The 24154-nt window shown below is 36.5% G+C and carries 22 protein-coding genes and 2 pseudogenes; 18 read left to right on the plus strand and 6 right to left on the minus strand.

Annotation, left to right across the window (positions count from 1 at the left end; all coding sequences use genetic code 11):
- The 11 genes from M899_RS18525 to M899_RS05100 form a co-directional block, all read left to right on the plus strand.
- Positions 1–337 (plus strand): hypothetical protein (locus M899_RS18525; protein ID WP_021270347.1); only part of this gene is annotated, 337 nt, incomplete at its 5' end.
- Complete coding sequence (locus M899_RS05055) at positions 337–1167, plus strand: hypothetical protein (RefSeq protein WP_021270340.1); 831 nt, start codon at positions 337–339, stop codon at positions 1165–1167. The genes M899_RS18525 and M899_RS05055, both read left to right, overlap by 1 nt.
- 81 nt (positions 1168–1248) lie before the next feature.
- Complete coding sequence (locus tag M899_RS05060; protein WP_021270342.1) at positions 1249–1944, plus strand: MotA/TolQ/ExbB proton channel family protein; 696 nt, start codon at positions 1249–1251, stop codon at positions 1942–1944.
- 7 nt (positions 1945–1951) lie between these two features.
- Positions 1952–2374, plus strand: coding sequence for a biopolymer transporter ExbD (locus M899_RS05065; RefSeq protein WP_021270354.1), 423 nt, complete (start codon positions 1952–1954; stop codon positions 2372–2374).
- Positions 2375–2376: 2 nt separating this feature from the next.
- Positions 2377–3198 carry a cell envelope integrity protein TolA gene (locus tag M899_RS05070; RefSeq protein WP_021270352.1) on the plus strand — a complete coding sequence of 274 codons (822 nt, stop codon included), beginning with the start codon at positions 2377–2379 and terminating at the stop codon, positions 3196–3198.
- Positions 3199–3225: 27 nt separating this feature from the next.
- Positions 3226–4563 (plus strand): TolB family protein, encoded by a 1338-nt coding sequence (locus M899_RS05075; protein ID WP_021270350.1) that lies wholly within the window; start codon positions 3226–3228, stop codon positions 4561–4563.
- Between the two features lie 143 nt (positions 4564–4706).
- Positions 4707–6257, plus strand: coding sequence for a sigma-54-dependent Fis family transcriptional regulator (locus tag M899_RS18200; protein ID WP_021270343.1), 1551 nt, complete (start codon positions 4707–4709; stop codon positions 6255–6257).
- 128 nt (positions 6258–6385) lie between these two features.
- Complete coding sequence (locus M899_RS05085; protein WP_021270341.1) at positions 6386–6577, plus strand: hypothetical protein; 192 nt, start codon at positions 6386–6388, stop codon at positions 6575–6577.
- Between the two features lie 55 nt (positions 6578–6632).
- On the plus strand, positions 6633–8072 hold the full coding sequence (locus M899_RS05090) for an HD domain-containing protein (protein ID WP_021270359.1): 1440 nt from the start codon (positions 6633–6635) through the stop codon (positions 8070–8072).
- Between the two features lie 64 nt (positions 8073–8136).
- On the plus strand, positions 8137–9699 hold the full coding sequence (locus M899_RS17520; protein ID WP_021270358.1) for a S8 family serine peptidase: 1563 nt from the start codon (positions 8137–8139) through the stop codon (positions 9697–9699).
- A 1-nt stretch (position 9700) separates the two neighbouring features.
- Positions 9701–9949 (plus strand): hypothetical protein, encoded by a 249-nt coding sequence (locus M899_RS05100; protein WP_034727977.1) that lies wholly within the window; start codon positions 9701–9703, stop codon positions 9947–9949.
- On the opposite strand, the gene M899_RS05105 is transcribed toward M899_RS05100, so the two are convergent.
- Together M899_RS05105 and M899_RS05110 are read right to left on the minus strand one after the other, a co-directional pair.
- Positions 9946–10821, minus strand: a complete 876-nt coding sequence (locus M899_RS05105; RefSeq protein WP_021270336.1) for a hypothetical protein — start codon at positions 10819–10821, stop codon at positions 9946–9948. The two genes, M899_RS05100 and M899_RS05105, sit on opposite strands and share 4 nt — an antisense overlap.
- A 68-nt stretch (positions 10822–10889) precedes the next feature.
- The gene (locus M899_RS05110) at positions 10890–11714 is read right to left on the minus strand and encodes a CheR family methyltransferase (RefSeq protein WP_021270348.1); all 825 of its coding nucleotides are present in this window, start codon (positions 11712–11714) and stop codon (positions 10890–10892) included.
- Positions 11715–12098: 384 nt separating this feature from the next.
- Here M899_RS05110 and M899_RS05115 point away from each other — a divergent pair.
- The 6 genes and pseudogenes from M899_RS05115 to M899_RS05140 all read left to right on the plus strand — a co-directional run.
- Positions 12099–12674 (plus strand): annotated as a pseudogene (locus tag M899_RS05115) (ATP-binding cassette domain-containing protein); the annotation flags it as partial.
- A complete protein-coding gene (locus M899_RS05120; RefSeq protein WP_021270353.1) occupies positions 12662–13450 on the plus strand; it encodes a hypothetical protein in 789 nt (262 codons plus the stop codon). The pseudogene M899_RS05115 and the gene M899_RS05120, both read left to right, overlap by 13 nt.
- Positions 13451–13452: 2 nt before the next feature.
- Positions 13453–14535: a murein hydrolase activator EnvC family protein gene (locus M899_RS05125; protein ID WP_021270337.1), complete on the plus strand. Its 1083-nt coding sequence runs from the start codon at positions 13453–13455 to the stop codon at positions 14533–14535.
- A gap of 18 nt (positions 14536–14553) precedes the next feature.
- The gene (locus M899_RS05130) at positions 14554–15954 is read left to right on the plus strand and encodes a S41 family peptidase (RefSeq protein ID WP_021270349.1); all 1401 of its coding nucleotides are present in this window, start codon (positions 14554–14556) and stop codon (positions 15952–15954) included.
- A gap of 54 nt (positions 15955–16008) precedes the next feature.
- Complete coding sequence (gene xseA, locus M899_RS05135; RefSeq protein ID WP_021270346.1) at positions 16009–17316, plus strand: exodeoxyribonuclease VII large subunit; 1308 nt, start codon at positions 16009–16011, stop codon at positions 17314–17316.
- On the plus strand, positions 17313–18878 hold the full coding sequence (locus M899_RS05140; RefSeq protein ID WP_021270338.1) for a histidine kinase dimerization/phospho-acceptor domain-containing protein: 1566 nt from the start codon (positions 17313–17315) through the stop codon (positions 18876–18878). Before xseA ends, M899_RS05140 begins: the two co-directional genes overlap by 4 nt.
- Here the strand turns inward: M899_RS05140 and M899_RS05145 are convergent.
- The 4 genes from M899_RS05145 to M899_RS05160 form a co-directional block, all read right to left on the minus strand.
- Positions 18875–20044, minus strand: coding sequence for a chloride channel protein (locus M899_RS05145; protein ID WP_196801731.1), 1170 nt, complete (start codon positions 20042–20044; stop codon positions 18875–18877). The two genes, M899_RS05140 and M899_RS05145, sit on opposite strands and share 4 nt — an antisense overlap.
- Before the next feature lie 9 nt (positions 20045–20053).
- Positions 20054–21406, minus strand: a complete 1353-nt coding sequence (locus M899_RS17525; RefSeq protein ID WP_021270339.1) for a 3'-5' exonuclease — start codon at positions 21404–21406, stop codon at positions 20054–20056.
- Between the two features lie 104 nt (positions 21407–21510).
- On the minus strand, positions 21511–22338 hold the full coding sequence (locus M899_RS05155) for a purine-nucleoside phosphorylase (RefSeq protein WP_021270355.1): 828 nt from the start codon (positions 22336–22338) through the stop codon (positions 21511–21513).
- 15 nt (positions 22339–22353) lie between these two features.
- Complete coding sequence (locus tag M899_RS05160) at positions 22354–23700, minus strand: thymidine phosphorylase (RefSeq protein ID WP_021270345.1); 1347 nt, start codon at positions 23698–23700, stop codon at positions 22354–22356.
- 172 nt (positions 23701–23872) lie between these two features.
- Between M899_RS05160 and M899_RS05165 the strand changes: the two are divergent.
- A pseudogene (locus M899_RS05165) lies at positions 23873–24154 on the plus strand (hypothetical protein); the annotation flags it as partial.

Raw genomic sequence — 24154 nt, forward strand, 5'->3', positions numbered from 1 at the left:
TTTTAAGGCAAACGTACAAGATGCTGATTTGATTTCTTCTTTTGGTACAAACTTTTATGGAAAAAAGTTTGATGAAAAGCTTCTACAAAAAGTGTTAAAAAGCTATGACAACATGGTCTGGAATAAAGGTTTTACTATCAATGAACAGCACAATGTGACTAAGAAAGTTGTTAGTCATCTCGTGAGTGATCTAAAAATATGGGGCCTTTACAGAGAGCTTCTTGTTAAGATTGATAGACTTGTAAAGACGAATATTATTTATAAGAATTATCCTGCAACTTACCCTTCGCCAGAGCTTCAAATAAAATGGATCACTGAGCCCAAGGAGATCCTTTAATGCAAAAAAGGCTTGATTACGTACTTAATCATGCCTTACTTGTTCATTTCCTTTTATTTGGGATGTACTTAGTAGGCATGTGGCTTGTTCACCTTGCCTTAGTATCTCTTGTGACATTTTTTCATCTTCAACTTGATCATAACTTTTCAGTCATCGACAATTGGTTAAATGATCAATCGTGGGGAATCGCTTTCGTCACTAAGCTTGTAACACTGGTTATCTCTTTAAACTTTATTAATATTTGGTCTACTTCAAGAAAACCATTCGTTGACCTTATTAAGGGGCATCATTCTGGACCGGTTAAATCGGTTTGGGCCTATTGTTTGTTTATATTATTGTTTATGCTTGTCTACGGTAGACCTATTTTTAATCCACTAGGGCATATTTCTGTTCTTAATGTCATTACTTCCATTATCGGAACGAGCTTATTTTTTGCATCTGATGTTTTTGTCGTTCTTACACTGGAAGATTTATACCCAGTTCAAAAAAGAGAAAGGGCCCAGCAGGTTATTCTTTACTCTGTAATGAGCTTTCTATTTGCTAAAAATGTCTTTGCCTATACAGATGGTTTCGATTTTTCTTATTTGATTTTAAGTTTAATTTTGTTCTTTTTATTGTTTTACAAAGACGCTGGATGGCGGACTGTAATACCGTTTCTATTATTTGTTGCGATCCCACATTTCTCTCTCTTTGGTAAAGATCCTTTTTGGAAAGGGGAGTATTCGCCTTTTATTTATAAATGGCCGATAGAGTCGCTTCATTATTTGATAATCTTGATCGTTTTGTTTTGTTACACTTACTATAAGAAGAAGAATGTAAATTCTAAGTAAGCTTTCCTTGCCCTTGTTTTCATGGGGACTATCAATTGATACAATATAAAAGTTAAGACAATCTCAATTAGGAGTTTAATAGTGGAACATAAATCACTTGATATAATTGCAATTATTCTGGCCTCAGGCTGGGTTGTTAAATTCGTTCTGTTTCTTTTAATTCTTGCAAGTATTGTTTCTTGGGCAATTGTCTTTTTAAAGAAGAGACAACTCGCAAGACTTAGAGAAAATAATAATGACTTCATTAGTGTCTATAAAGGATCATCTTCGTTGAAAGAAATTTATGATGCTTGTGAAAATATGTCAGAGTCACCATTTCGCGAAATCTTTATTCATGGTTTCAAAGAATACTCAAAATTAAAAGATTCTGTTGGTGGTGATCGTCTTGAACTTGGGAATCACTTTAAAGATTTTGGTTTAGAATCAGTTGAGCGAGGATTGAAAAAAGGTGTGATCGATGTCGATCATATGCTGCAAAGTAAATTATCAACACTTGCAAGTATAAGTTCTGTTGCGCCATTCGTAGGTCTATTCGGTACCGTTTGGGGGATTATTGATTCATTTCAAGGTTTGGCCGGAGGTGGCGCCACTCTAGATGCTGTTGCGCCAGGTATTGCTGAAGCACTAGTCGCTACTGCTGTCGGACTTGCAGCTGCGATCCCAGCGCTATGGTTCTTTAATAACTTGAGTAGTGAGAATGCAAAAATTCATGCTGAGATGGATGGATTTGGACAAGAGTTTTTAAACGTTATTGAGCGATCAATTATTCACAAGTAGGTAAGTGATGGCATTCAATGTCGGAAATGGAAAAAATAAAGGTCAGATATCTGAGATCAATGTAACTCCACTTGTAGATGTTATGTTAGTTCTTCTTGTTATCTTTATGATTACAGCTCCCTTGATGCTTAATGGGATAAAACTTCAATTGCCTAAAACAAAAGAAGTTAATCGAGTGAATTTAACAACTCAGCAAGTAATCTTATCTTATGCCAAGACGGGAGACTTCTATATCGGACAAGATAAAGTTCTTAGAAATGAAGTTATTGATATTATCAAAAATCAATTTGCATCAACTAAAACAGATACACTTTTTTTAAGAGCTGATTACGCACTTGAGTATGGTCAAGTTGCAAAGCTGATGTCTTTTTTAAAGAATAATGGAATTTTAAATATTGCCCTTGTTACAGAAATAGAGGAAAAGAAGTAGAAATGATCGTTCTTCCTATTAATGAACAAAAATTTCGTAATTACTTTTTCATGTCACTTGTTGTTCACGTGATTATTTCTATTTTTATTATTGGTTTTAAGAAATATGAATCACACAATGAAGAAATTTTAAAAAATGAAAATCTAAAACTTGTTCAAGCATCTGTACGTGTTGATGTCGTTGCTATGCCAAAATTCACCATTAAAGAATTAAAGCAAATGCAAAAAGAGATGGGCAGCATCGATAGTGAAACTCCCGAAGTAGAAGCGAAGCCAGAAGTTGTTCAAGAAGAGGCACCTGCAGATGGCCCAGAATTAATTAAAGAAACGAAAACTAAATCTTTTGCAGATATGATGAAAGATCTAAGTAATGAAAAAGTTGCTAAGAAAAAAGTAGATATTAAAGATGCCTTTAAAGAAGATTCAAATAAAGAAAAGGGTCTCTCTCAGTCTGAGAGAAATCGCTTAAAGAATCTTGTTGTTCAGGGAAACAAAATCAGTGAAGGAGTCTCTTTGACGGGTAGTGGTGGTAGTGCCGCCCATGGTGCCTTTGAGAGATATGTCGATTCCCTTCCAAATTTTATTCGTCCGCACTGGAAGTTGCCAAGTTATTTACTTGGAAAAGAACTACGTTGCCGAATTAGAGTCTTTATTTCTGAAGAGGGAAAATTAATTCGCGCAATTGTTCATGAATCTAGTGGTGAGAACGAGTATGACAATAAAGCACTAGAGGCCGTTAAAAGTGCCTCTCCATTTCCAGGTTTATCAAAAGAATTTGCCCAAAGAGGCGTAGCTGGGGAGATCCTTCTTGGATTCCCTCTATAATTTGCTTGAGTGTTTAAGGAGCTATTCATGTTATTTAAATATTTAATTTTGTTTTTGATCTCTTTCACAAGTTTTGCTGAAGGACTAACTCTTGTCGCGGTAGGTGAGGCAGAGTTAATGGCCGAAAAACTCGTGGTAAGAGAACCTTATATTGATGGTTCTTTCTCTACAAAAGAAGTGGCCGCCATGAATGAGATGGCCGCTCTTATGAGAAATGATTTCTCTTTTTACAAAAAGAATTTCAGTGTTCAAATTGTTGGAAAAAATCCTCTAAAATCATTCGAGTCTCTAAATTTCTCAGATCTAAAGAGTAAGGCCGTTCAGTATTTATTACGTATTCAATTTTCTAAGTCAGGCCAGAACGTAAAATTTGATTTTGAGGCGTGGGATACTTTAAAAGGTGAAAAGCTTGTTTCTGATTCTGGAGTTATGGAAGTTAATAATGCAAGGGCAATTGGACATAAGCTCGCTGATATGACTTATAGAAAGATCACAGGTAAGGCGTCAATTTTTAACTCTAAAATTACTTTTGTGTCGGATGTTTACTCAAAGAAAAGTAGTAAAGATAAGACAACAGAACTTTTTATCATGGATTTTGATGGGAGAAACGTAAGAAAGCTCACTAGTCACAATAGTGTGGTTCTTTCTCCTGCTTTCTCACATGACGGACAGAAGATTCTATACAGTCTAATTGATACTAAGGTTTCAAAGACAAGAAACGTTTCCCTTAGGATGATTGACCTACAGACTGGTGATAATACTGTTATCTCAAATAAGTCTGGTATCAACTCTGGTGCTGTATTTATGCCAGATGGAAATAGCATTGCCCTAACTTTGTCACACGTTGGTAATGCCGAGATCTTTATTATGGATTTGAATACGAAGGCCTTAACAAGAGTCACAAGACATTACGCTCCAGATGTTGATCCTTCAATATCTGTGGATGGCTCTTTAATGACGTTTCTTTCAGGACGTCCCGGAAAACCTATGATCTATACAATGGACCCTAGAGGAGAAGAGAAGGATGTTAAGCGTATCAGTTACGTTGGTCGCTTCAATGCTACACCTCGTTTTTCACCCGATGGAAAAGAGATTGCTTTTGCATCTTGGTTAGATGAAAGATTTGATATTTTTCGCATCAATTCTGATGGTACAGGGCTGTCTCGTTTAACTAAAGATTTCGGTTCAAATGAAGACCCGACCTATTCAAATGATGGACAGTTTATAGCCTTCAGTTCTCAGCGCGTAATTTCAAGCCGTTCTGCTGTCCAAAATATATACATAATGGACAGGGAAGGTGAGATTATCGGCCAAATTACGGATAATTTCGGAAACTGTATAACTCCTAGGTGGTCTAAGTACTAGATTTTCCAAAGATATTGTAAAAATTATTCAACACTTGATCATTTTAGTCTTGTAAATTTTATAGACGCACTGTATTATTTATTCAACTTAACGCTATGCGTAGCACTGAACTTGAATGCATAAATCTGACTGGGAGTTATACAATGACTAAGGCAATGGAAAAAAAGACGACATCTCTAGATTCACTACTGTCTAATCTTCTAACAACTCTAGATGAAAAGAAATTCTTTACTATTCTTTCTTCACATATTGGAAATGAGCTTAAGGCACACTCAAATATCATCCACCTTCTTCTAGAAGACGGAAGAGCTGAGCTAGTAGCTAAGAATGGTGAGTTAGTTGAGCACGGTTCAATTCTAGAAAAGGGTGCAGGCGTTGCTGGTCAAGTTGTAAGAACAAAGAAGCCTTACTTTTCTAATAATGTTGATAGAGATCCAATCTTTGCCAATTCTAATATCGAAGGTGTTATTGCTGAACTTTGTGTTCCAGTTGTTGTTGAAGGTCACGTTATTGCTACGATTCACTTACAAGCTCACAATGAGGAAATTCAATTTTCTCGTGACAATATGAATGAAGTTCTAGAGCTACTTAAAATTGCTGAACTTCCACTTAGAAATATGAAGATGTATCTATCTGCTAAATTTCTTAATGAATCATTAAAGAAGCAGATTGAACTTAAAGAAAAAGAAATCGAAAAAACAAAAATGGGTGTTACGATTGCTGACACTTATAGAATTAAAGATAAAGAAATCGTTGGTAAGTCTGAGACAATGAAGAAGATCATCATGATTGCAGACAAAATTGCTAACGCTGATACATTTGCTCTAATCACAGGTGAATCAGGAACTGGTAAAGAGATGATCGCTAGAAGAATTCACTGCAGATCAAACCGTGGTGAAGGTGCTTTCATTACTCTTGACTGTTCTTCACTACCAGAAGACAGACTAGAAATCGAATTATTCGGTGAAAACGCTGGAATCGTTGCCGGTATGATTAAAGAAAGAGCAGGAATGCTTGAAGCTGCTAATGGTGGAACACTATTTCTTAATAATGTAGATGCACTACCAGTAAGAGTACAAGCTAAGCTTATGAATTTCATTAATGATGGTCTTGCTTTCAGAGTTGGAAGTCAGATGCCATATAAAGCAAACGTAAGAATCATCTCAGCTACAAGCAAAAGTATTGATGAGATGGTTACTGAAGGAAGATTTAGAGAAGACCTTTCTTACTCTCTAGGAGTTCTAAAACTTGATGCTCCTTCACTAAGAGAAAGAAAAGAAGATATCGAACTTCTAGCGACTCACTTCCTAAACAATGGAAAGAACGCTGAAGATCAAAAATCACTATCTCCTGGTGCTATCACAGCTCTTATGGAGTACAGATGGCCAGGTAACGTAAGAGAGCTTCAGTCAGTAATGGAGAGAGCTTACATCCTATCATCAGGAAAGATTGTTGAAAGAGACCATTTAGCTGAAACAGTATTTACTAAAGAAATCGTTGAAGAGGTAAAAGAAGAAGAATCACTATCTTACTCTGAAATGACACTAGATGAACTTGAGAAAAGACACATTATGATGACTCTTGAGCACCTAGGTGGAAACAAGACGAAGACTGCAAAGGTACTAGGAATTACAGTGAAGACTCTTTACAACAAACTTCACAGCTACGGAATGATCGACACTAAAGAAGCTTAATAATTAAACTTAATTAAAACTAAAAGTATACAGAAGGCCCGTAAAAAGGGCCTTTCTGTGTGCCAAGCAAACGAGATTATTTGTCTTATTGAATAAAAACATATACGATTTAATATCAAGGAGCTCACATGAGTAAAGAGACAGTAGAACAAACAGAAGCGACAAGAGCAGTTAAGAGTTTCAAGGCCGCGGCTGATATCGAAAACTTCTATCGCTTTGTCTACGAAAATGACCTAAGAAGAGAAGCAAAGATGATTCTTGGTGCCATTGCAGCTGCTGCAAACCAAAACTCTAAAAAGAAAAGAAGAAAAGTTCAATAATTGAAATTATGTCCGCTTCGGGATGAAGCGGACCTCTAAAAAAGGGAAAGTGGACATGGATGCTCAAAAATCCCACGTTATCTTTGATCCGATTTACGGATTTATCAAATTAAGTCCAATTGAATTCGAAATTATTCATTCACCATTTTATCAGCGTCTGCGTTGGATTAAGCAATTAGGGTTTTCCTTTTATGTTTTCCCTGGTGCTGAGCACTCGCGTTTTGGTCACTCTATTGGTGTCATGTACAACGCCCATAAGATTCTCCAATCATGTGGTCGTGCGGTAACTGAAGATGAATTGATGGACCCGAAGTGTCTAACAAAAGAAGCGAAATACCATAAGTCTCTTCGCATCGGCGCACTTCTTCATGATTTGGGAACATTTTGTTTTTCTCACACAACTGAAGCCGCTTATATAGCTTTTGGTGAAACCACACGTACAAAAGGTGGTAAAGGTCTTAAAGACGATCACGAAAATTTAGGCTCTTTCATTATTAAGAATACAGATTATGACGGTGGTATCACTCATATTCTTAAAAAGTATGGGCTTGATCCTCAAATGATTTCAGATCTTGTTAAAGGTGTTGATCCCTCTGTGATGGCCAATCAGATTCTTCACTCAGAAATTGACTGTGACAGAATGGATTATCTACTAAGAGATGCGCACTATACTGGTTTAAAGTATGGTTCATATGATAGAGATTATTTGCTTCACCACTTCAGACCGATGAAAGTTGATGGACATGAGATCCTTACAATACGTCACAACGCTCTTCATAGCGTTGAGGATTTCTTGAATGCTCGTTTTGCATGGTACTCGCAAGTTATTCGCTCTGCTCGTGGAGCCCGATATGATGCCATTGCGGAAAGACTTTGTTTCTATTTCTTAGAAAAAGGTTTGATCTATCGCTATAGCGATTTACTTGAAATGATTGCAAAAGATCCGATGAGATTTTTTGGATTCAATGATTCATATTTCATGAACCTAGTACATGAAAACTATATGAACGGAACACTTGATAAAGATCCGGACATTAAGGATATGGCGAAAACTCTTCTCTTGAAAAAAGGTGCGAGGGCCATTCATGCAGAGGAATTTAAACAACGTCTTCTTGATCAAGATGATGAGAAGAATAACGAGAAAATTCATAAGAGGGCCGAAGCGAAGGTTAAGGAAATCGAAGATGTTATTGCTCAAAAGGGGAGCGGTGCTGATTGGGTTATTCCAGATCTTCCAAGTAAAGACATCATCTTTGTTAAGTCTCCAAAGAGTTTAGCTAAAGATGCGGCCAGCTCAAGGCAAAATCTTCTTCTTGAAAGAGATCCTGTAAAGATCAGTTATGAAAATGGAGATGTAAAACTTCTTGCTGAAGTTGAAAACTCGATTATCTCTAGGCTCTATAAGGCCAAGAATTACACTCCAAATGTGTTCTGTTCAGAATCAGCTTATCAGCTCTTAATTAAAGAGGGCGTGATTAAAGACGAGAAGAAGTAATTGGCATTTCGTGGTCAGTTTTTTATTCTAATATAAAGGATAAAAATTGACCACGGAGTAGGTTATGAAAAAGCACATCGCTTCTTTAATGGTACTATCAAGTGCCTTCTATGCTCATGCAGAGCTTTCCTCATTTGATCACCCAACAGAGATCATTGTTTCTTATAAAGACCCTCAACATCTTTCACAATCTCTAGTTTCTTTTGGAACGAATGAAAAGTTAGCAGGGAATACTTTTAAATTATCACTTAACTCTTTCTTAGATAGTAAGAACATTCTTGCTGATTTAAAAAATGACCCAAATGTCCAGTGGGCGGCACCAAATAGAGTTTACTTGGGAGATTATAGAGAATACATGCCAAGTGATGAGAGAATATCTTCTCAAAGACATCATACTCTAATCAAATCTTTTGAAGCGTGGAATTTCGACCTTGGTAAAGAGGAAGTCGTTGTTGCTGTTACTGACGATGGTTTCAAGCTTGATCACGAAGACATGACAACAGGTTGGTATATCAACAGAAATGAAATCCCTAACAATGGCATTGATGATGATAATAACGGTTTTGTAGATGATTATATTGGCTGGGACTTTAACAATAATGATAACGATCCTAGCAGTAGTTACGATTACGGTTCACACGGTACTCACGTTGCGGGAATTATTGGTGCCGTTCATGACAATAATTTAGGAGTTTCTGGAATTGCTCCTAAAGTTAAGATCATGCCTTTGAAATTTTATGGGGCCAACGGTCTAAAGTCTGATATGTATTATAGGGCCTATGCTTATGCCGCAGATAATGGCGCAAAAATTATTAATACTAGCTACAATATCGATAGCGTCGTTGATGATGAAGTTTATTTAAGAGGACTCGATTACGTTAAAGAAAAGGGTGTACTCGTTTTCAATTCGGCCGGAAATAACGGGCGCTATAATCCTAAACGTCATACAGTTGATAAAATTCTGTTAGTCGCAAGTTCCGTATCTAACGGTAAAAAAGATGATACAGTTAGCAGCTTCTCTAACTATGGTGACGGTGTTGACATAATTGCCCCAGGTGATCCTATTTACTCACACACAAGCTCTGGCCGTTATGCCAATCTTCAAGGCACTTCTATGGCCACTCCTGTTGCCGCTGGTGTCGCTGCCTATATTTGGTCTGTGCACCCAGAATATTCGATGGAACAAGTCGTTCATACACTAATGCTGTCTGCAGATAATATCGACGCTAGTAATAAAGAAAAGTATCAATTTGCAATTGGTGCGGGGAGAGTTAATTCTCTTAATGCCATCACTTTAAATGCTCCTGCTGCCCGTATATCAGGTGCGGTTTATAATGATAAAGAAAAACAAATGAAGGTTTATCTTCAAGGTGTACTAGAGAATACAATGCCAGAAATTATTGAGGCCATGTCTCTTTATATGGATGGTGAAAAAGTTGAACTTGTTGACAATAGAACTTATGAAGTTGGAACAAACTTTTTTTCATTTCCAGTAACCAAAAGAAGAGCAAATTACAAATTTACTATTGATGGAGAACAACTTACAGATGTTTTCGGCAATAAACTCGATGCTAATAAAGATAATACTCCTGGAGGAGTGTTAAGTTTTGAATTCAAATCGAGATAAAATGGATAAGAATTTAAAAAAAGATTTTCTCCTCGAGACATTGTCATTTTATGAGGCCATGTCTTTTGAAAATATCATTTTGGACTTTGACTCTGAAAAGTTAAAGTCCATAGGTGATTTTTCTCGTGATGAATTGGAAGAAATATTAAGTGAATTAGTAAAAGAGAAGAAATTAAAGCTCACCAAAATTAATGGTGAGCCTCGTTGGCAGAAAGTTTTTAAAAAGAAAAAAAGATTCTGGTTCTTTTAGTAAATAGTCCCGGCCATACCTCTTTGCCATTTAATAATCGGCAAGAAAACAGAATCAATATGATCTCCATTATACGGGATCGTTTCATAAGAACCTGTTCTGATATTTAAATCACTTGTAACGAAAATAATATTTGAGTAGCTATCGAAAGTTTTGTACTGACGAATAAAGGCAGTCTCTTCCATAATATTATCTAGGTTCAATAAAACAGCGAATAAACTTCCTGAGCCCCTTTTAATAGGCACACGTGGCGCATAGAAGGCCAGTTCTTCAATTTTGTTTTTAAGAATTTCTTCTCTATGCTCCTTATTTTCAGGTAGCAGCTTATTTGTAATAGAGTAGAAGACAATCTCTAATCCAATACGTTTTTGATCTTGTGGATTAATTGCTAAAAGTGCAAGTGCCTCCTCAGGATCAGTGACCATTTGTTTTTGTGTCAGTTGGTCGTATAGAGGAGCAATAATGATTTCCTCACATAAGTACTCACTCGTTCCATTGTCACCTTTATAGAGAACTGGATTGAACTTAATAACTTCAATATTTTTATCATTGTGAATTTCGTTGATAAGATCGCCAATCATATAAGGTCTTAATTGAAGATGTTGAGTTGAAAAGTCTGTATAGATTTTTTGAGACAAATCACCAATAGAAAATTCTCTTGCGATTTTACCTAATTCATTGCGACCGCTAAAGGCAAGGTAGCATTCAGTTTTTTCACCAGTACCTTTTACTTTCTTAGGTCTTCCTTGCTCATCAGTTAGGACAGAGATGACTTCATAATGACCAAGTTTTGCATTTGTCTTTGGGAGCGCAAAACGATGAGATAGAATTTGATTTTTTAACTCATTCCAAACGGGACGATTTACAGTCATAAGGCCTCCTATATTACAAATATTTGTATCATAGAAGGCCTTGTTTGAAATATTAAAATTGTATTTGGTTATGATGCGGCGGGACGTCTGTAGACAGTCATTCCTTCCATGTCTACTTTTTCGAATTCTGTCTTCATACCAATAAGACTTTCTCCAGAACCTAAGAGCATATAGCCACCAGGTCTAAGAGACTTGTAAATGTTGTTAAGTATTTTGTTCTTGTTTTCCTTATCTTGATAGATCAAAACATTTCTACAAAATACGATATGATAAAGCTGATTTTGGTAGAAATCCGTTAGAAGATTGAACTCACCAAAACGAACTTTTGTGTGAATATTATGTTTAATTCTCCAGCGATCTCCATCTAATTGTTCAAAGTAAGTCATTAGAGATTTTATCGGCAGTCCGCGTTGGACATCGAGACCGTTATATTCTCCAGAAATGGCCTTTGAAAGAGCATCTGTTGAAATATCTGTAGCTTCACATTGACTTCGTCTAAGAATTTCATCGCCAAAAGCTTCATGGATACTCATTAAAATAGAGTAGGCCTCTTGACCAGTTGAAGCCGCTGCCGACCAAATATTAATCATGCCATTTTTATGCTTTTCTAATAGCTCAGGCATAATTCCCTTTGTCAGTGTCTTGAAGGGTTTTACATCACGAAAAAAATACGTTTCGTTGTTTGTAGAAATATTAATAAGCACAGCATTCATATCTGGCGTAATTGTGCCTTGATACATTTGATATACTTCTTCTACAGTATTTTTTTCAAAAATTCTTACGAGCTCTTTAAGTCTTGTCTCAAGTCTATAAAAATCTTTCTTTTCATAGAGCATGCCCGATTTTTTGTAGATATAGTCAGCAAAGAATTTATAGATGTCATCACTAATCATAAAATTTCTAATCTCACGTAATAAGTTGTAACAGAGTTATTTTACAGGTCACAGGGCCTGGCACATAGTTAAATTTTGCAAACTTATCGAATCTTTAGAGTATCTTATGAGTAAAATATATAGGCATTTCTTGATGAAAAAAGTCGGAAAAAGCGAAATCTTTGCTTTCAATTTAAACTTGAGTTAGAATTTAATGAGCGGCATGGCCCGTTTTTTCAAATTAGGATGATTTGAAATAAATCAAAGGATTGAGCGATGTTTAACTCCACTTTTCATGGCACTATGACCGGCCATGGTCAAAGTTCAAACCGACTTAATAGTCTCTTTTATTTAGAAAATGTCACAGTAGATTTCGGCTCTGTAAAGGCCCTAAGAAACGTTCAATTAACCATTGATCCGGGTGAAATTGTATTCGTTACAGGTGCTTCTGGAGCAGGGAAGACGACATTACTAAGAGTTCTGTCTGGTGATATTGAACCGACGAGCGGGCAAGTAAAACTACCTCAAAAAAATGTCTTCATTTCACGCGTCTTTCAAGATTTAAGATTGATTGGAAGATTGTCATGTGAAGAGAATTTAAAATTGGCCTTCGATCCAGCTCTTTATAATTCTAAAGGTGAGTTCCTTCAAGATATGAATGAACTTTGTCGAATCATGGGGATTCAAAATAGACTTTCTCTAACTGTAAATGAAGCAAACGGTGGTCTAAAACAAAAAGTTGCTATCATCAGAGCATTGTTGGCCAGGCCTCAAGTTTTTGTTGCTGATGAACCAACGAGTTCACTCGATGCCGATAACGCAAGAAAGTTGTATGAGGTTCTAAATCTTTATAATGTTAAAAAAGGTTTAACTGTTGTGTGGGCATCACACAATAGAGAGCTTGTTAAAAAATTCACTGGTAGAATCATTCATTTAGATTCTGGGAAATTAGTTTATTCGGGGCACGCATGTTTTATTTGATGCAATTTTGGAAAGGAATTGAAAAGAATTTAGCGAGCGGATTCGCGTTCATGATCCTATCTGTACTTTTAGTAACAGGTTTAGGGCAAAAAGACTTTTTGGAAAAAAGAGTTTTTAATCAATTACCGAGTGAAGTGAGTGGACCATATTTTTATGCACTAATTTCAGGTAAAGAAAATCATCTAAGACTTTCAAGAAAACTAGGAGAACTACCAGGTGTTTCACTAGTGAGTGTTCTTGATAAATCCGAAATTAATGCAAAGGTGGGAGAAATCTTAGATTCTTTAGGGCTTGAAGCAGGTTCTGGAATGTTTGATTTTGACTATGCTGGACTAAAAGTTATTTTTAAAGAAGGTATCAGTTCTCGATCAAGAGAATTAATTAGAGATTATCTTGTAAGACTTGCCGGAAAAGACAAGGTTACGCTAGGGGTGACAAAAGATAATGATACTCTTGTAAAAAAACATACTGAGGCGCTAACTACTTTTAAAAGATGGGGAGCGGTACTTACAATTTCATTAATATTCACGCTATGGCTATTTTCTGCGATTTTCTTTAGCAAGAGATTAAAAGAGATGTGCTATCTCGTTGAATCTTTCCAGAGAAAAGAAAAAGTTGGACTTAAAGTTTATCTAACTGGTGTTGTTATTATATCTTTATTTTCTTTACAGACATTTTTATGGGGAACTCCAAGTGCAATGTTTTTCATGGTTGGACTTGGAATCATATCGTTATTTAGTGTGAACTTTATTACTCAATATAAGTGGAATAAATAAGAATGAATAAAGCATTTGTTTTAGGGTTGTGTTTATCTTTCTGCTCTACTAGTTTTGCAGCGACAACAATGTCACAGAAAGAAGATTCTCTAGAGCAAATGCGATCTGAGCTTAAAAAACAACAAATTACTCTTTCAACTCTACGCTCCCAGTTATCAAAGTTTGAAATGAACTTGGGTGAAAACAATAAGAAAATTATTGAAATTCTTGGCCAAAGAAAACAACTTGAGATAACGATTTTTGAAACAGGTCAAAGACTTGAGAAATCTAAAACAGACCTTGAAGAAAATCTTGATAAAACAAAAAGCTCACTAAGAGCACTTGTCTTAGGTAGTTTAGATGATGTTGAAACAAGTACAGATCTTCTAAGTAAGAAAATCCTTACCAATATCCTGCAAAAGAAAATTGAGGTTATTAAGTCCGAACTGAAACTTAATAATCAATTATCTCTCGATTTAGCAGAACTCAAAAAAGATTATGAAAATCATATTCGAACTGAAAATGATTTGAGAGTCGTACTGGATGACCTTGAGCAAAAGAAAAAAGATATCGCTTCAAAATATATTGAAGAAGAAAAGGCCAAGGACGCAACTCAAATTAAATACGACCAATTAAGAACGACAGTTTATCTTTCTAAACAGAAGAAGCAACATACTAAAGAAGAGGCGGCCCCTGTATTAGATAGTGATAATGAAAAAATGGAATTTGCAGGTCCTGTTGAAGGACATAGTGGAGTTGAGCATAATAAGAAGGGGATTACATTCAAATTTAAGGGTCAACTTCCAGTTAAAAGTGCAGGTAAAGGTAAAGTCGCTTATACAGGGAGTTTATCGAACTACGGAAATGTTGTTATCGTAGATCACGGTAACCAAACGAGAACAATCTATCTCGGACAATTCTTACCAAAAGTAAAAGCAGAATCACTTGTCGAGAAAGGACAAGTCTTAGGCTACACTCAAGCAGGTTACTCAACTGGTAGTCGAGGAAGTGTTTATTTTGAGGTAAGAAAGAGAAATATTGCACAAAATACAGTGCTACTAATGGATCAAGATTTTTTAGCAAAAAATAGCTTAGCAAAAAATTAATATATAAAAGGATTGAAAATGAAGTTGTTTTCAGGAAAAAGGGCAAGACTGCTAACCCTTTGCGGTGCTGTCTTATTATCCACAAGTACATATTCTAGCAAGACTCCAGACAAGTCTCGATTTGAAAAACTAGAAGTATTCAATAAGGTTCTGTTTCTTATTGAGTCACAATACTATCGTGAAGTTGACACTGAAAAGCTTATCAATGGTGCTTTAAAAGGAATGATGGGAACTCTGGATCCCCATTCTGCCTTTTTAGATACTGAGGTGTTTGAAAAAATGCAAGAAGATACTAAAGGTGAGTTTGGTGGCCTTGGTATTGAAGTGACTTTAAAAGATGGAGTTCTAATTATTACGACTCCAATCGAAGATACACCTGCGTTCAAAGCAGGTCTTCGCTCTGGTGATAAAATCGTTGAAATTAATCATGAATCAACAATCGGTATTACCCTAGATGAAGCAGTGACTAGAATGAGAGGAAAGGCAAAAGAAAAAATTAGCCTTGGAATCGTAAGAGAGGGTGTTGAGGGAATTAAAACTTACGAACTTACTCGTGAGATTATTAAAATCCAATCTGTTAAAAATTCTCTTGTAGATAATCATTATGGATATGTTCGCCTGACTCAATTTCAAAAAGATGCTGGTGAAGATATTATTAAGGCCATTAAAAGTCTTCGTAAAAAGGCCAAGGACAATTCACTTCGTGGACTAATTCTTGATTTAAGATCAAATCCAGGTGGGCTACTAGATGAGGCCGTTAATGTCTCTTCAATCTTCCTTAAAGATGGTGTGGTTGTTTCAACAGAAGGTCGTGATCCTAAGAACAAAGATATTCGTTATGTGAAGAAAACAGGGCATAAAGAGCTTGAACTTCCACTTGTTGTTCTTATTAATGGATCTTCTGCTTCAGCATCAGAAATTGTTGCAGGTGCTCTTCAAGACCATTCACGTGCCATTATCATGGGAACGCAATCATTTGGTAAAGGTTCCGTTCAAACAATTTCTAAACTTGGTGAAGATATGGGAGTTAAGTTAACAATTGCCCAGTACATGACGGCCAAAGGAAGAAAAATTCAGGCCAAAGGGATTTCTCCAGATGTTGAAATTTCTGAAACTGAAGGTGATTGGATTAAAGAAAATTACAAAGAGAGCTCATTCATTCGAGAAGCGGATCTTAAAAATCACCTGAATGCTACGATTGAAACAAAAGAAGAAAAAGCGGCCCGTCTAGCTCGTGAAAAGAGTGAGAGGCAAGAGCGTATTGAACGAATCAAACGTATGCAAGAACAGAAGAAAAAAGGTAAAGATGGGGACGCTCTTACTGCCAAGAAGTATGATCCGGACTCTGATTACCAAGTGCAGCAAGCGATTAACTACATAAGATCGTTTGAAGTCTTCAAAAGAATGATCAAAAATTAAAAAATGAAGCAGGCTTTTCTAGGAAAAGCCTGCTTTAATCTCTATAATGACAGCATGGAATTTAAGCACCCAACTGTCAGCGAAATCGTTGAACAAATCAAAATTTTACTAGAAGGCCAGTTTCGCAATATTTCTTTTGTGGGCGAGGTCACAAATCTTTCACTATCTTCAAGTGGTCACTGGTATTTCACTTTATCTGATCCTAATGCTGCAATCTCGGCCGCCCTTTTTAAAATGGATGCCATGAGAAACCCTGGAATTAGGGCCCTTAAAGATGGGGACAAGGTCCTCGTAAGTGGAAGTGTTGGTGTTTATTCTAAGCGTGGTACTTTTCAAATTATTGTTAAACGAATTACTCCTGTTGGTAAGGGGGATTTAAAAGAACAATTTGAATTGTTGAAAAAGAAACTCGCTAGTGAAGGTCTATTTGATATCGAACACAAAAAACCAATTCCTCAAATGCCAAAACGCGTTGCTGTAATTACTGCCGAAAGAGGGGCCGCTTTACAAGACTTTTTGAATATTGTGAACAGACGCTCTTTATGGATGGATGTCGTGCTAATTCCCGCCCTCGTTCAAGGAGATGGTGCCGCCGCTTCTGTGAGAGCTGCTCTTGAAAAGGCCATTCGTTATACGATGGAGGCCAATAGTAAAAATTCAGGACAAGGATTTGATGTCGTTGTCATTACTAGAGGTGGTGGGAGCTTAGAGGATTTGTGGGCATTTAATGATGAAGCTCTCGCTTGGGATATTTATAATTGTCCAATTCCTGTAATCAGTGCCGTTGGTCACCAAGTTGATTTCTCAATTTGTGATTTTGTATCTGATATGCGAATGGAGACTCCATCGGCAGCAGCTGAGACACTTACCAATCAGCAAATGACAATTAAAGAGAGGATGATCAAGGCCAAAAGGGAGTTGGTTAAATTCTCTAATAGTGGTCTTGATAAAAATCAATCTCGTGTTTATCGAATGAATCCAAAGGCCTTATTGGATAAGATCTGGGCCAACTTTATGAGTTTTGAAAGAAGACTCAAGCAATGTGATTTAAAGCACAGGTCACTGGAGTTGACTTCGATTCATGAGCACTCCATAGAGCTTGATGATTATATTTCACGTATTGAAAAATCAATAAATAAGAAAATTGAAACGACTCAAAATCGATTAGCAAGTTACGATAATTTATTAAGGGTACTCAACCCAAATAATGTCTTAGAGCGTGGCTATACTTACGTGCAAAGTGAAAATGGAAAAGTTCTAAGTGATCTAAAATCTTTTGAAAATCTCCCTGAAAATGCCGCAATTTCCCTAACTTTTAAAGACGGTAAGGCCAGTGCCTACAAAAGTGGAAACAAGTCATGAAGTTAACGGCCTATATTGATTCTACTCTTTTTGATCGAGATCTCAGATTCTATGATATTAAAAGAAGAATGGAGTCTTTAAGGTTAGAGTTTATTGATAATAAAGAAGATTCAACAATTGTATTTCATGACGATAACATCCATGAGGGGCAATGGACATTTTGGTTTGATGAAAATAAATTAAATCAAAATCCAAGAGTCTTTAATTTTTCTACTGAAAGCTTTAATGATGTTGAAAAGGTCATACCTGAATTAGAGAAGTGGTACTCACTTTATTCTGAAAATCTAAAAGAACAGGCCATTACTGAGTCATTGGAATTGGTTAGGAATTTCGATATTAATTCATTCAAAATTAAGCATGGCGAAGAAGCTTATTTTCGTTTTTTATTACAGTACCTCTCTTGGTATGCAAGCAGTGAGTGGGAATTTAGCTTAAAAGATGTTTCAAATACGTTAAGCGAGCTTGCGCGTTCAATGGATATTGAGTTAGAAATTACGCCAGAAATTACGCCAGAAGGCTCTAAAGAACCCAATAGGATCATTCTTCAGCTACCAGAGGACAGTTTAATTTCTATACAGTCATCTTCTTTGGAGTGCTCTTTAGTCGTTGGACAAATTATTTTAGGAACTCTGAAATCTTATTCAAATGAAGAGGAAGAATCAGAGGTCTTGTCATGGGATTATGTCCTTGGGAAGCTAAATTTTCCAGTGGCCCTATTTTCAAAAGAAGATGGAAATATGGTTTTGCATGGCCAAGGTTTTTCTCGTTTGAAAATACTCCCTAGTGAATGTCTTGTGCTTGAAAATGGAGCAACAAAAGAAATAGATGGTAAGACCTATGAAGTGATAAAAGATTGTTTTAACTTCTCCGGTCATTCGTACTTTGCACTTTCATTTGTTGGCAAGAATTCCCATAGTGCAAAACTGATTTCATCAGAAGAATTAGGTATTATCTCTAGTTCAATTGCCCATGAATTGAATAATCCTATTGCAGGGATTCTGGCGAGTATAGCTTTGTTACAACTAGAAGATGATTTACCGGACGATACAGAAAAAACTTTGAAAGATATGGAAGAAGGTGCGAAGAGATGTCGCGATCTTATTCAGGTTTTTCTTGGTTTCACTAAAGAAGGTACCCAGAATTATACACAACGAAGAATTCAAGATAGCTTCAAACAATCATTGGATATGTTGCGCTTTAGAATGGTTGAATCTGATTGTAGAATCAATTTTCAAAGAAGCTCAGAATCAGTTGAGTTTAGAAGATGTATTAACCCATCGATAATGACGATGATCTTATATCTTCTAATGAATGAAGTTTTGACAAGCTATTCTCATTTTCAACTGATCAAAGAAGAGCAGTTGGAAACGATCAACGGTAAAATGAAAGAATACGAAGATCGTATGGTTTTTAAATTCGAGAATGTGAATTTGAAATCATTTGCAGAAAGAGTACAGGCAATGAAGTTACTTCATCATCTCTTTGATCTATCGCTCTTAGAATTAACAATAGAAAATGATCGAATTACTCTAAAAGATCGAATCTCAATGTCTCTTTTTTAATGTCTATAAATTGATCTTTTACCCATCATAAATTTTGCAAGATAGCATGAAATAAGGGTCAAACATCCTACTTTTGGTCCAAATAATTCCATCGCCATAACACTACTGGCGAGGGGAGTGTTAGTGACGGCTCCAAAAAGCCCAACCATTCCCAAGGCCGATGAAAATGAGAATGACATTAACCCAAACATTGATGAAACCGCGTTCGTTAAAGTTGCACCCATAAAAAACAGAGGTGTTACTTCGCCGCCTTTAAAACCAATTGAAAGAGTCATTATTGTCAGTAGTGCTTTAATTAAAAAATCTTGAATAGATCTTTCGTGGATAAATGAATCATTAATAATGTCTGTTCCAATTCCAATATAGTCGTGACCATTTATCATGAATACAAGGGCAATAATAAGAAGGGAGCCCACAAAAAGTTTGATCTCTAGACCTTTACAAAGAAATGAAATGGCCTTTGTGTAGTATTTCATCCCAAAGTAGAAAATATTGGCGCCAAGCCCTGAGCACAAAGATGCAATTATTAAATACCAAGCAATAGTAGAAGAGGGAGGCAATATCACCTGAAAATGAGAGTGTACAGGTCCTAGAAGATGGGCGATAAAGGCCGCGCTCGCACAGGCAATTGCTGTAAAAAAGAGGAGGTCAACACGCTTGATTTCTTTAAAGTGATGGAGTTCGAAGGCAAAGATGAAGGCGGCATATGGAGTTCCAAAGATCGAAGCAAATCCTGCTGCAATTCCGGTGTAAATTAAAAGTGCTCTTAGGTTTTCTTTGTTAAGGTCTTTGAAGATTTTTGTCGGTAGGTGTGAAACACTCGCACCCATAATAACGCCAACGCCCTCTCGACCAGCAGAGCCACCAAAAAGATGGGTTCCTATAGATGTAATAAAAATATAAGGGGCCATCCATGCAGAAACTTTTGCTTTTTCATTGTCAATTTCCGAAAGAAGATAGGGGACACCCTGATTTACATAGTGTGGAATTCTTTTAACGATGAAAGCAAATATTATTCCAAAGAGCGGAAGCCCGTATATGAATTCAGGATGTTTTATTCGAAGCTCTGTTACGAAGTTGAGTGAATGAAGAAAGGTTGAGCTGAGGAGGCCAGAAGCGGCCCCCGTAAATATTGTGAGCAGTAAGTATTTGAAATACTTTTTCATCATTTAAAACTAAATATACTCTTTCGGATAATTATATGGATTCGGATTATCTTTTAAAAATTTTTCTAAATCCTTGAAGAATTCTTCTGGAGTATTTTTTGCTGCCCCTCTTTTTATCACAAGCATATCTCGTCCTGTTTTTTTACAGTCAGCAACATAGCTTTCGATAAAGTTTCTCAGTTGAGGAGGAAAGAAAAACTTCTTCAATTTATTTGTACTCATTTTGTTTGATTTTGAAACAATATATTGAATCAGCTTCTTTTGATGTCCAGGGTATCTGAACACAAGCTCTGATCTCGGGTTAAGTGAGATGAGAGGATAGATGATTAATTGCTCAGGAACGAGGTGGTTTGTAATAACAAAATCACCAAACTCTTTATCAAACTGAGTATACTCTGGGTCAGTCATTTTCTTTCTTGTCGTTTTTGGCAGATGGTTTTCCCATAAAAAATCAACAAGTCGATTTCTCTTTTCAAAATCTATTTTAGAAAAAACATTATTTAATGAAATAAGTGATTCAAGAAATGGACCAACAAGTTTAATCGTAACCACTTCCCAAGCTTCTGTTTCCAAGAGCTCCTTGAAGTAATTCTCTTCGGCCTTTTTAGTTTCTTTAGTAACTTTACAAGGGAAACTATTAAGAATAACACCATTTTCACCCTTAAATGTAATAAGGGCAGGAGTTTTAAGCGCCGTAAATTTTTTGAAGATTTCTTCATTTGTTGAAGGTCTTTTTAAATGCACGCGATCAAGTTCAAATCTATTCTTAGGATAGTAGAGATGATTGATTTTTGTGATTCCTTTGAACTCAAAGATATCTAAAAACTTTAGAAGAAGTTTTGCTGTCGCAATAGCATCATCAAGTGCTCTGTGTGCTTTCTTATGTGATATTCCAAAAATCTTACTCATGTAATTCAAGTTTGAATTCATAAGATTTGGGATTAAATACTTTGTCATAAGATTTGTACAAATACTCTTATTTTCTAGTTCTATTTTTCCAAGTCTTCTAAGTACAGAATTGAAAAAAGGAACATCAAATGAAGCATTGTGAGCAACTAGGATATCATCTCCCATAAATTCTAAGACTTCATCAATGACTTCTTCAATTTTTGGAGAGTTCTCCACATCACTTTGCTTAATCGAAGTAAGTTTTTGAATAAAATCAGGAATTCTTATTTCAGGTTGGATGAGGAAGCTTTTCTTGTCTGTGATTTCTAGATTGCGTATTTTAACTAGGCCGATCTCAATTATTTTATCTTTTTCGTGATTTCCACCAGTAGTTTCGAGATCAAAGACACAAAAGTTTAGATTTTTTAGAAGTAAAAGCGACTCATTTGAGTCAGGTTCGATTTGTTTTGTCATTTTATAAACTCCGAACATTCGTTCGTAGAGGGTTGTTATATTAGTTCTGCTAGTTTAGCAAAACACTTAATCTAGAGCGAGGGGGAATATTTCCCCCTCGATTTTTATTTTGAAAGTTGACCAATTTTTGCAACAGAATCTACGAGTAAATTAGTAAACTTTTGCATGATTTTAAGGGCCTGTTCCTTAATATCTTCGTGCATTAGTTTTGTGGCCTCAATTCCTGCGGCCATATTTGTTACACAAGAGATTCCACAAACTTTAAGACCCATGTGGTTAGCAGCAATACATTCAGGCACTGTACTCATACCAACCATGTCCGCACCTAAAGTTCTGAACATTCTAATTTCTGCAGGAGTTTCATATGTTGGACCAAGAACGCCAACGTAGACTCCTGTTTTAAGGTCTAGGCCTTGATTTTTTGCTACATCTTTCAAGATAGCTCTAAGTTCAGGATCGTAGGCATAAGTCATGTCTGGAAAACGAGGGCCAACTGATTCATCGTTTGGACCAATCAATGGATTTTGACCCATGAAATTGATTTGGTCTTCAATGCAAACAAGATCACCTTGTGTGAAGCTTAAATTGATTCCACCAGCAGCGTTTGTCAAAATGATCGACTCAATTCCAAGTCCAGCAAGAGTACGAACAGGAAGAACAACTTCTTCCATAGTACGGCCTTCGTAAAAGTGAAAGCGACCTTGCATAACCGCAACTTCAACGCCTTTTACTGTTCCTAAGATCAGTTGACCACTATGTCCAACAACTGTTGTCTGACCAAAGTGGGGGATATCGTCATAAGAGATGACAGTTTTATTTTCAATCGCATCTACAAAATCACCTAAACCAGAACCAAGAACAATTCCTACTTTTGGTTTATTTTTCATCTTAGCTTCGATGGCCTTTACGGCCTCTTGAATTTTTCCTGACATATTGTCTCGTCCTTCTTATTTATTTTCTTTGATCTCGTAAACTAGGGACTTAGGTGTTGTCGCCTTAGTTTTAGAGATAGTCACGTCGTTTGCAATAATTTCAGCGGCAATTTTGCCAACAAGATTTTTTTGTTTAGCGTGATAGTAGATTGTCACAAGGCTTTCACCTTTTTTAACAGTGTCTCCAATTTTCTTATTGATAATTAAACCAACACCAAAATCAACTGCGTCTTCTGCTTTCTTTCTTCCACCGCCAAGAGATACACAGTGAAGACCCATATTTTTACATTCTACTTTTGAAACATATCCAGACTTAGTTGCGAGTACTTCTAGTTTTTCTTTTGCAACTGGAAGGCGAGTATAGTCTTCAACGACCTTATCGTCTCCACCTTGTTTCTTAATCATTTCTTTGAATTTCTTAAGTGCGCTTCCATTATCAATGGCCGCTTGCGCTTTAGCATTTCCTTCTTTTAGTGTTTTCGCCTTACCTGCAAGATAGATCATCCCACCAGCAAGTTGCACAGAAAGATCAGTTAGATCTTTTGGTCCGTTACCTTTTAGAGTCTCGATACTTTCAATGATTTCTAAGCTGTTACCAATGGCATTTCCTAGCGGCTGATTCATATCAGTAATCATCGTTAGCATTCTCTTATCAAAACGAGATGCAGTATCTCTTAGACTTTTTGCAAGGGCCTTTGCATCTTTCATGTTGCTCATGAAAGCACCACTACCAGTTTTAATATCCATCACGATACCGCTTGCACCCTCTGCCAGTTTCTTACTCATGATAGAAGCTGTAATAAGGGGAATAGATTCAACAGTGGCCGTAACATCGCGAAGAGCATAAATTTTCTTATCTGCTGGAGCGATAGTTTTAGTCTGTCCAATAAGAACAAGACCATCTTTATTAAGTCTATTTTTAAATTCTTTAAGAGTAAGGGAAGTTTTGAATCCTTTGATTGATTCTACTTTATCGATTGTCCCACCAGTGTGACCAAGTCCACGACCTGCAATCATAGGAACTTTTACACCACAAGCTGCCGCGATTGGAGCTAGGATAAAAGATGCCTTGTCACCAACTCCACCAGTAGAGTGTTTATCAATTACGTCATTGCCTTCAAATTGCACAACTTCACCTGAGTAAAGCATGGCATCTGTAAGTGAAGCTGTTTCTTTTTTATCAAGACCGTTTAGATAGATGGCCATAAGAAGAGCAGACATTTGGTAGTCAGCGATATCTCCACTTGTTAGTGAATCAATAAACCAACGGATTTCTTCGTGAGTTAGTTTTTTTCCATCGCGTTTTTTAGCGATAATTCCGCTCGCGCTGAAGTCAAGTTTTTGCGTTTTAATCTTGGTCATACAATCCACCCTTAAATTAGCGCATTAGTAGCGCAAATTGGCACGGAGTCCTTGACTCCTTGCGATTTCCCATTCATCCTATTTTTATGGAGTTACCTCCCAAAATTGGAAGTGATCATCATATTCCTTTGCTGCTCATGTGGCAACAAGTGGAAGACTGAGGAGTTTTTAGGTGCGCATTAAGTCATTTATTTTTAAATTCTTATTATTACTATCGCTTGTAACTAATGGTGCTTTTGCCCAAGATGACGGGGACATTGTTAAAGACTCACTAAGAGATATTAGTGTTGTTGCTGGAACTGGACTTGGGGGAGCAATTCTAGGTTTATCTACACTTTCTTTTGTGGAAGAGCCTAAAGAGCACTTAGATAATATACTTGTTGGTGGCTCAATCGGAATCATCGTTGGTGTTGCTATTGTTGCATGGAGTCAGGCAACGAAATCAAAAGGTCTA

It is taken from the genome of Bacteriovorax sp. BSW11_IV (assembly GCF_000447755.1).
Lineage (GTDB): Bacteria > Bdellovibrionota > Bacteriovoracia > Bacteriovoracales > Bacteriovoracaceae > BSW11-IV.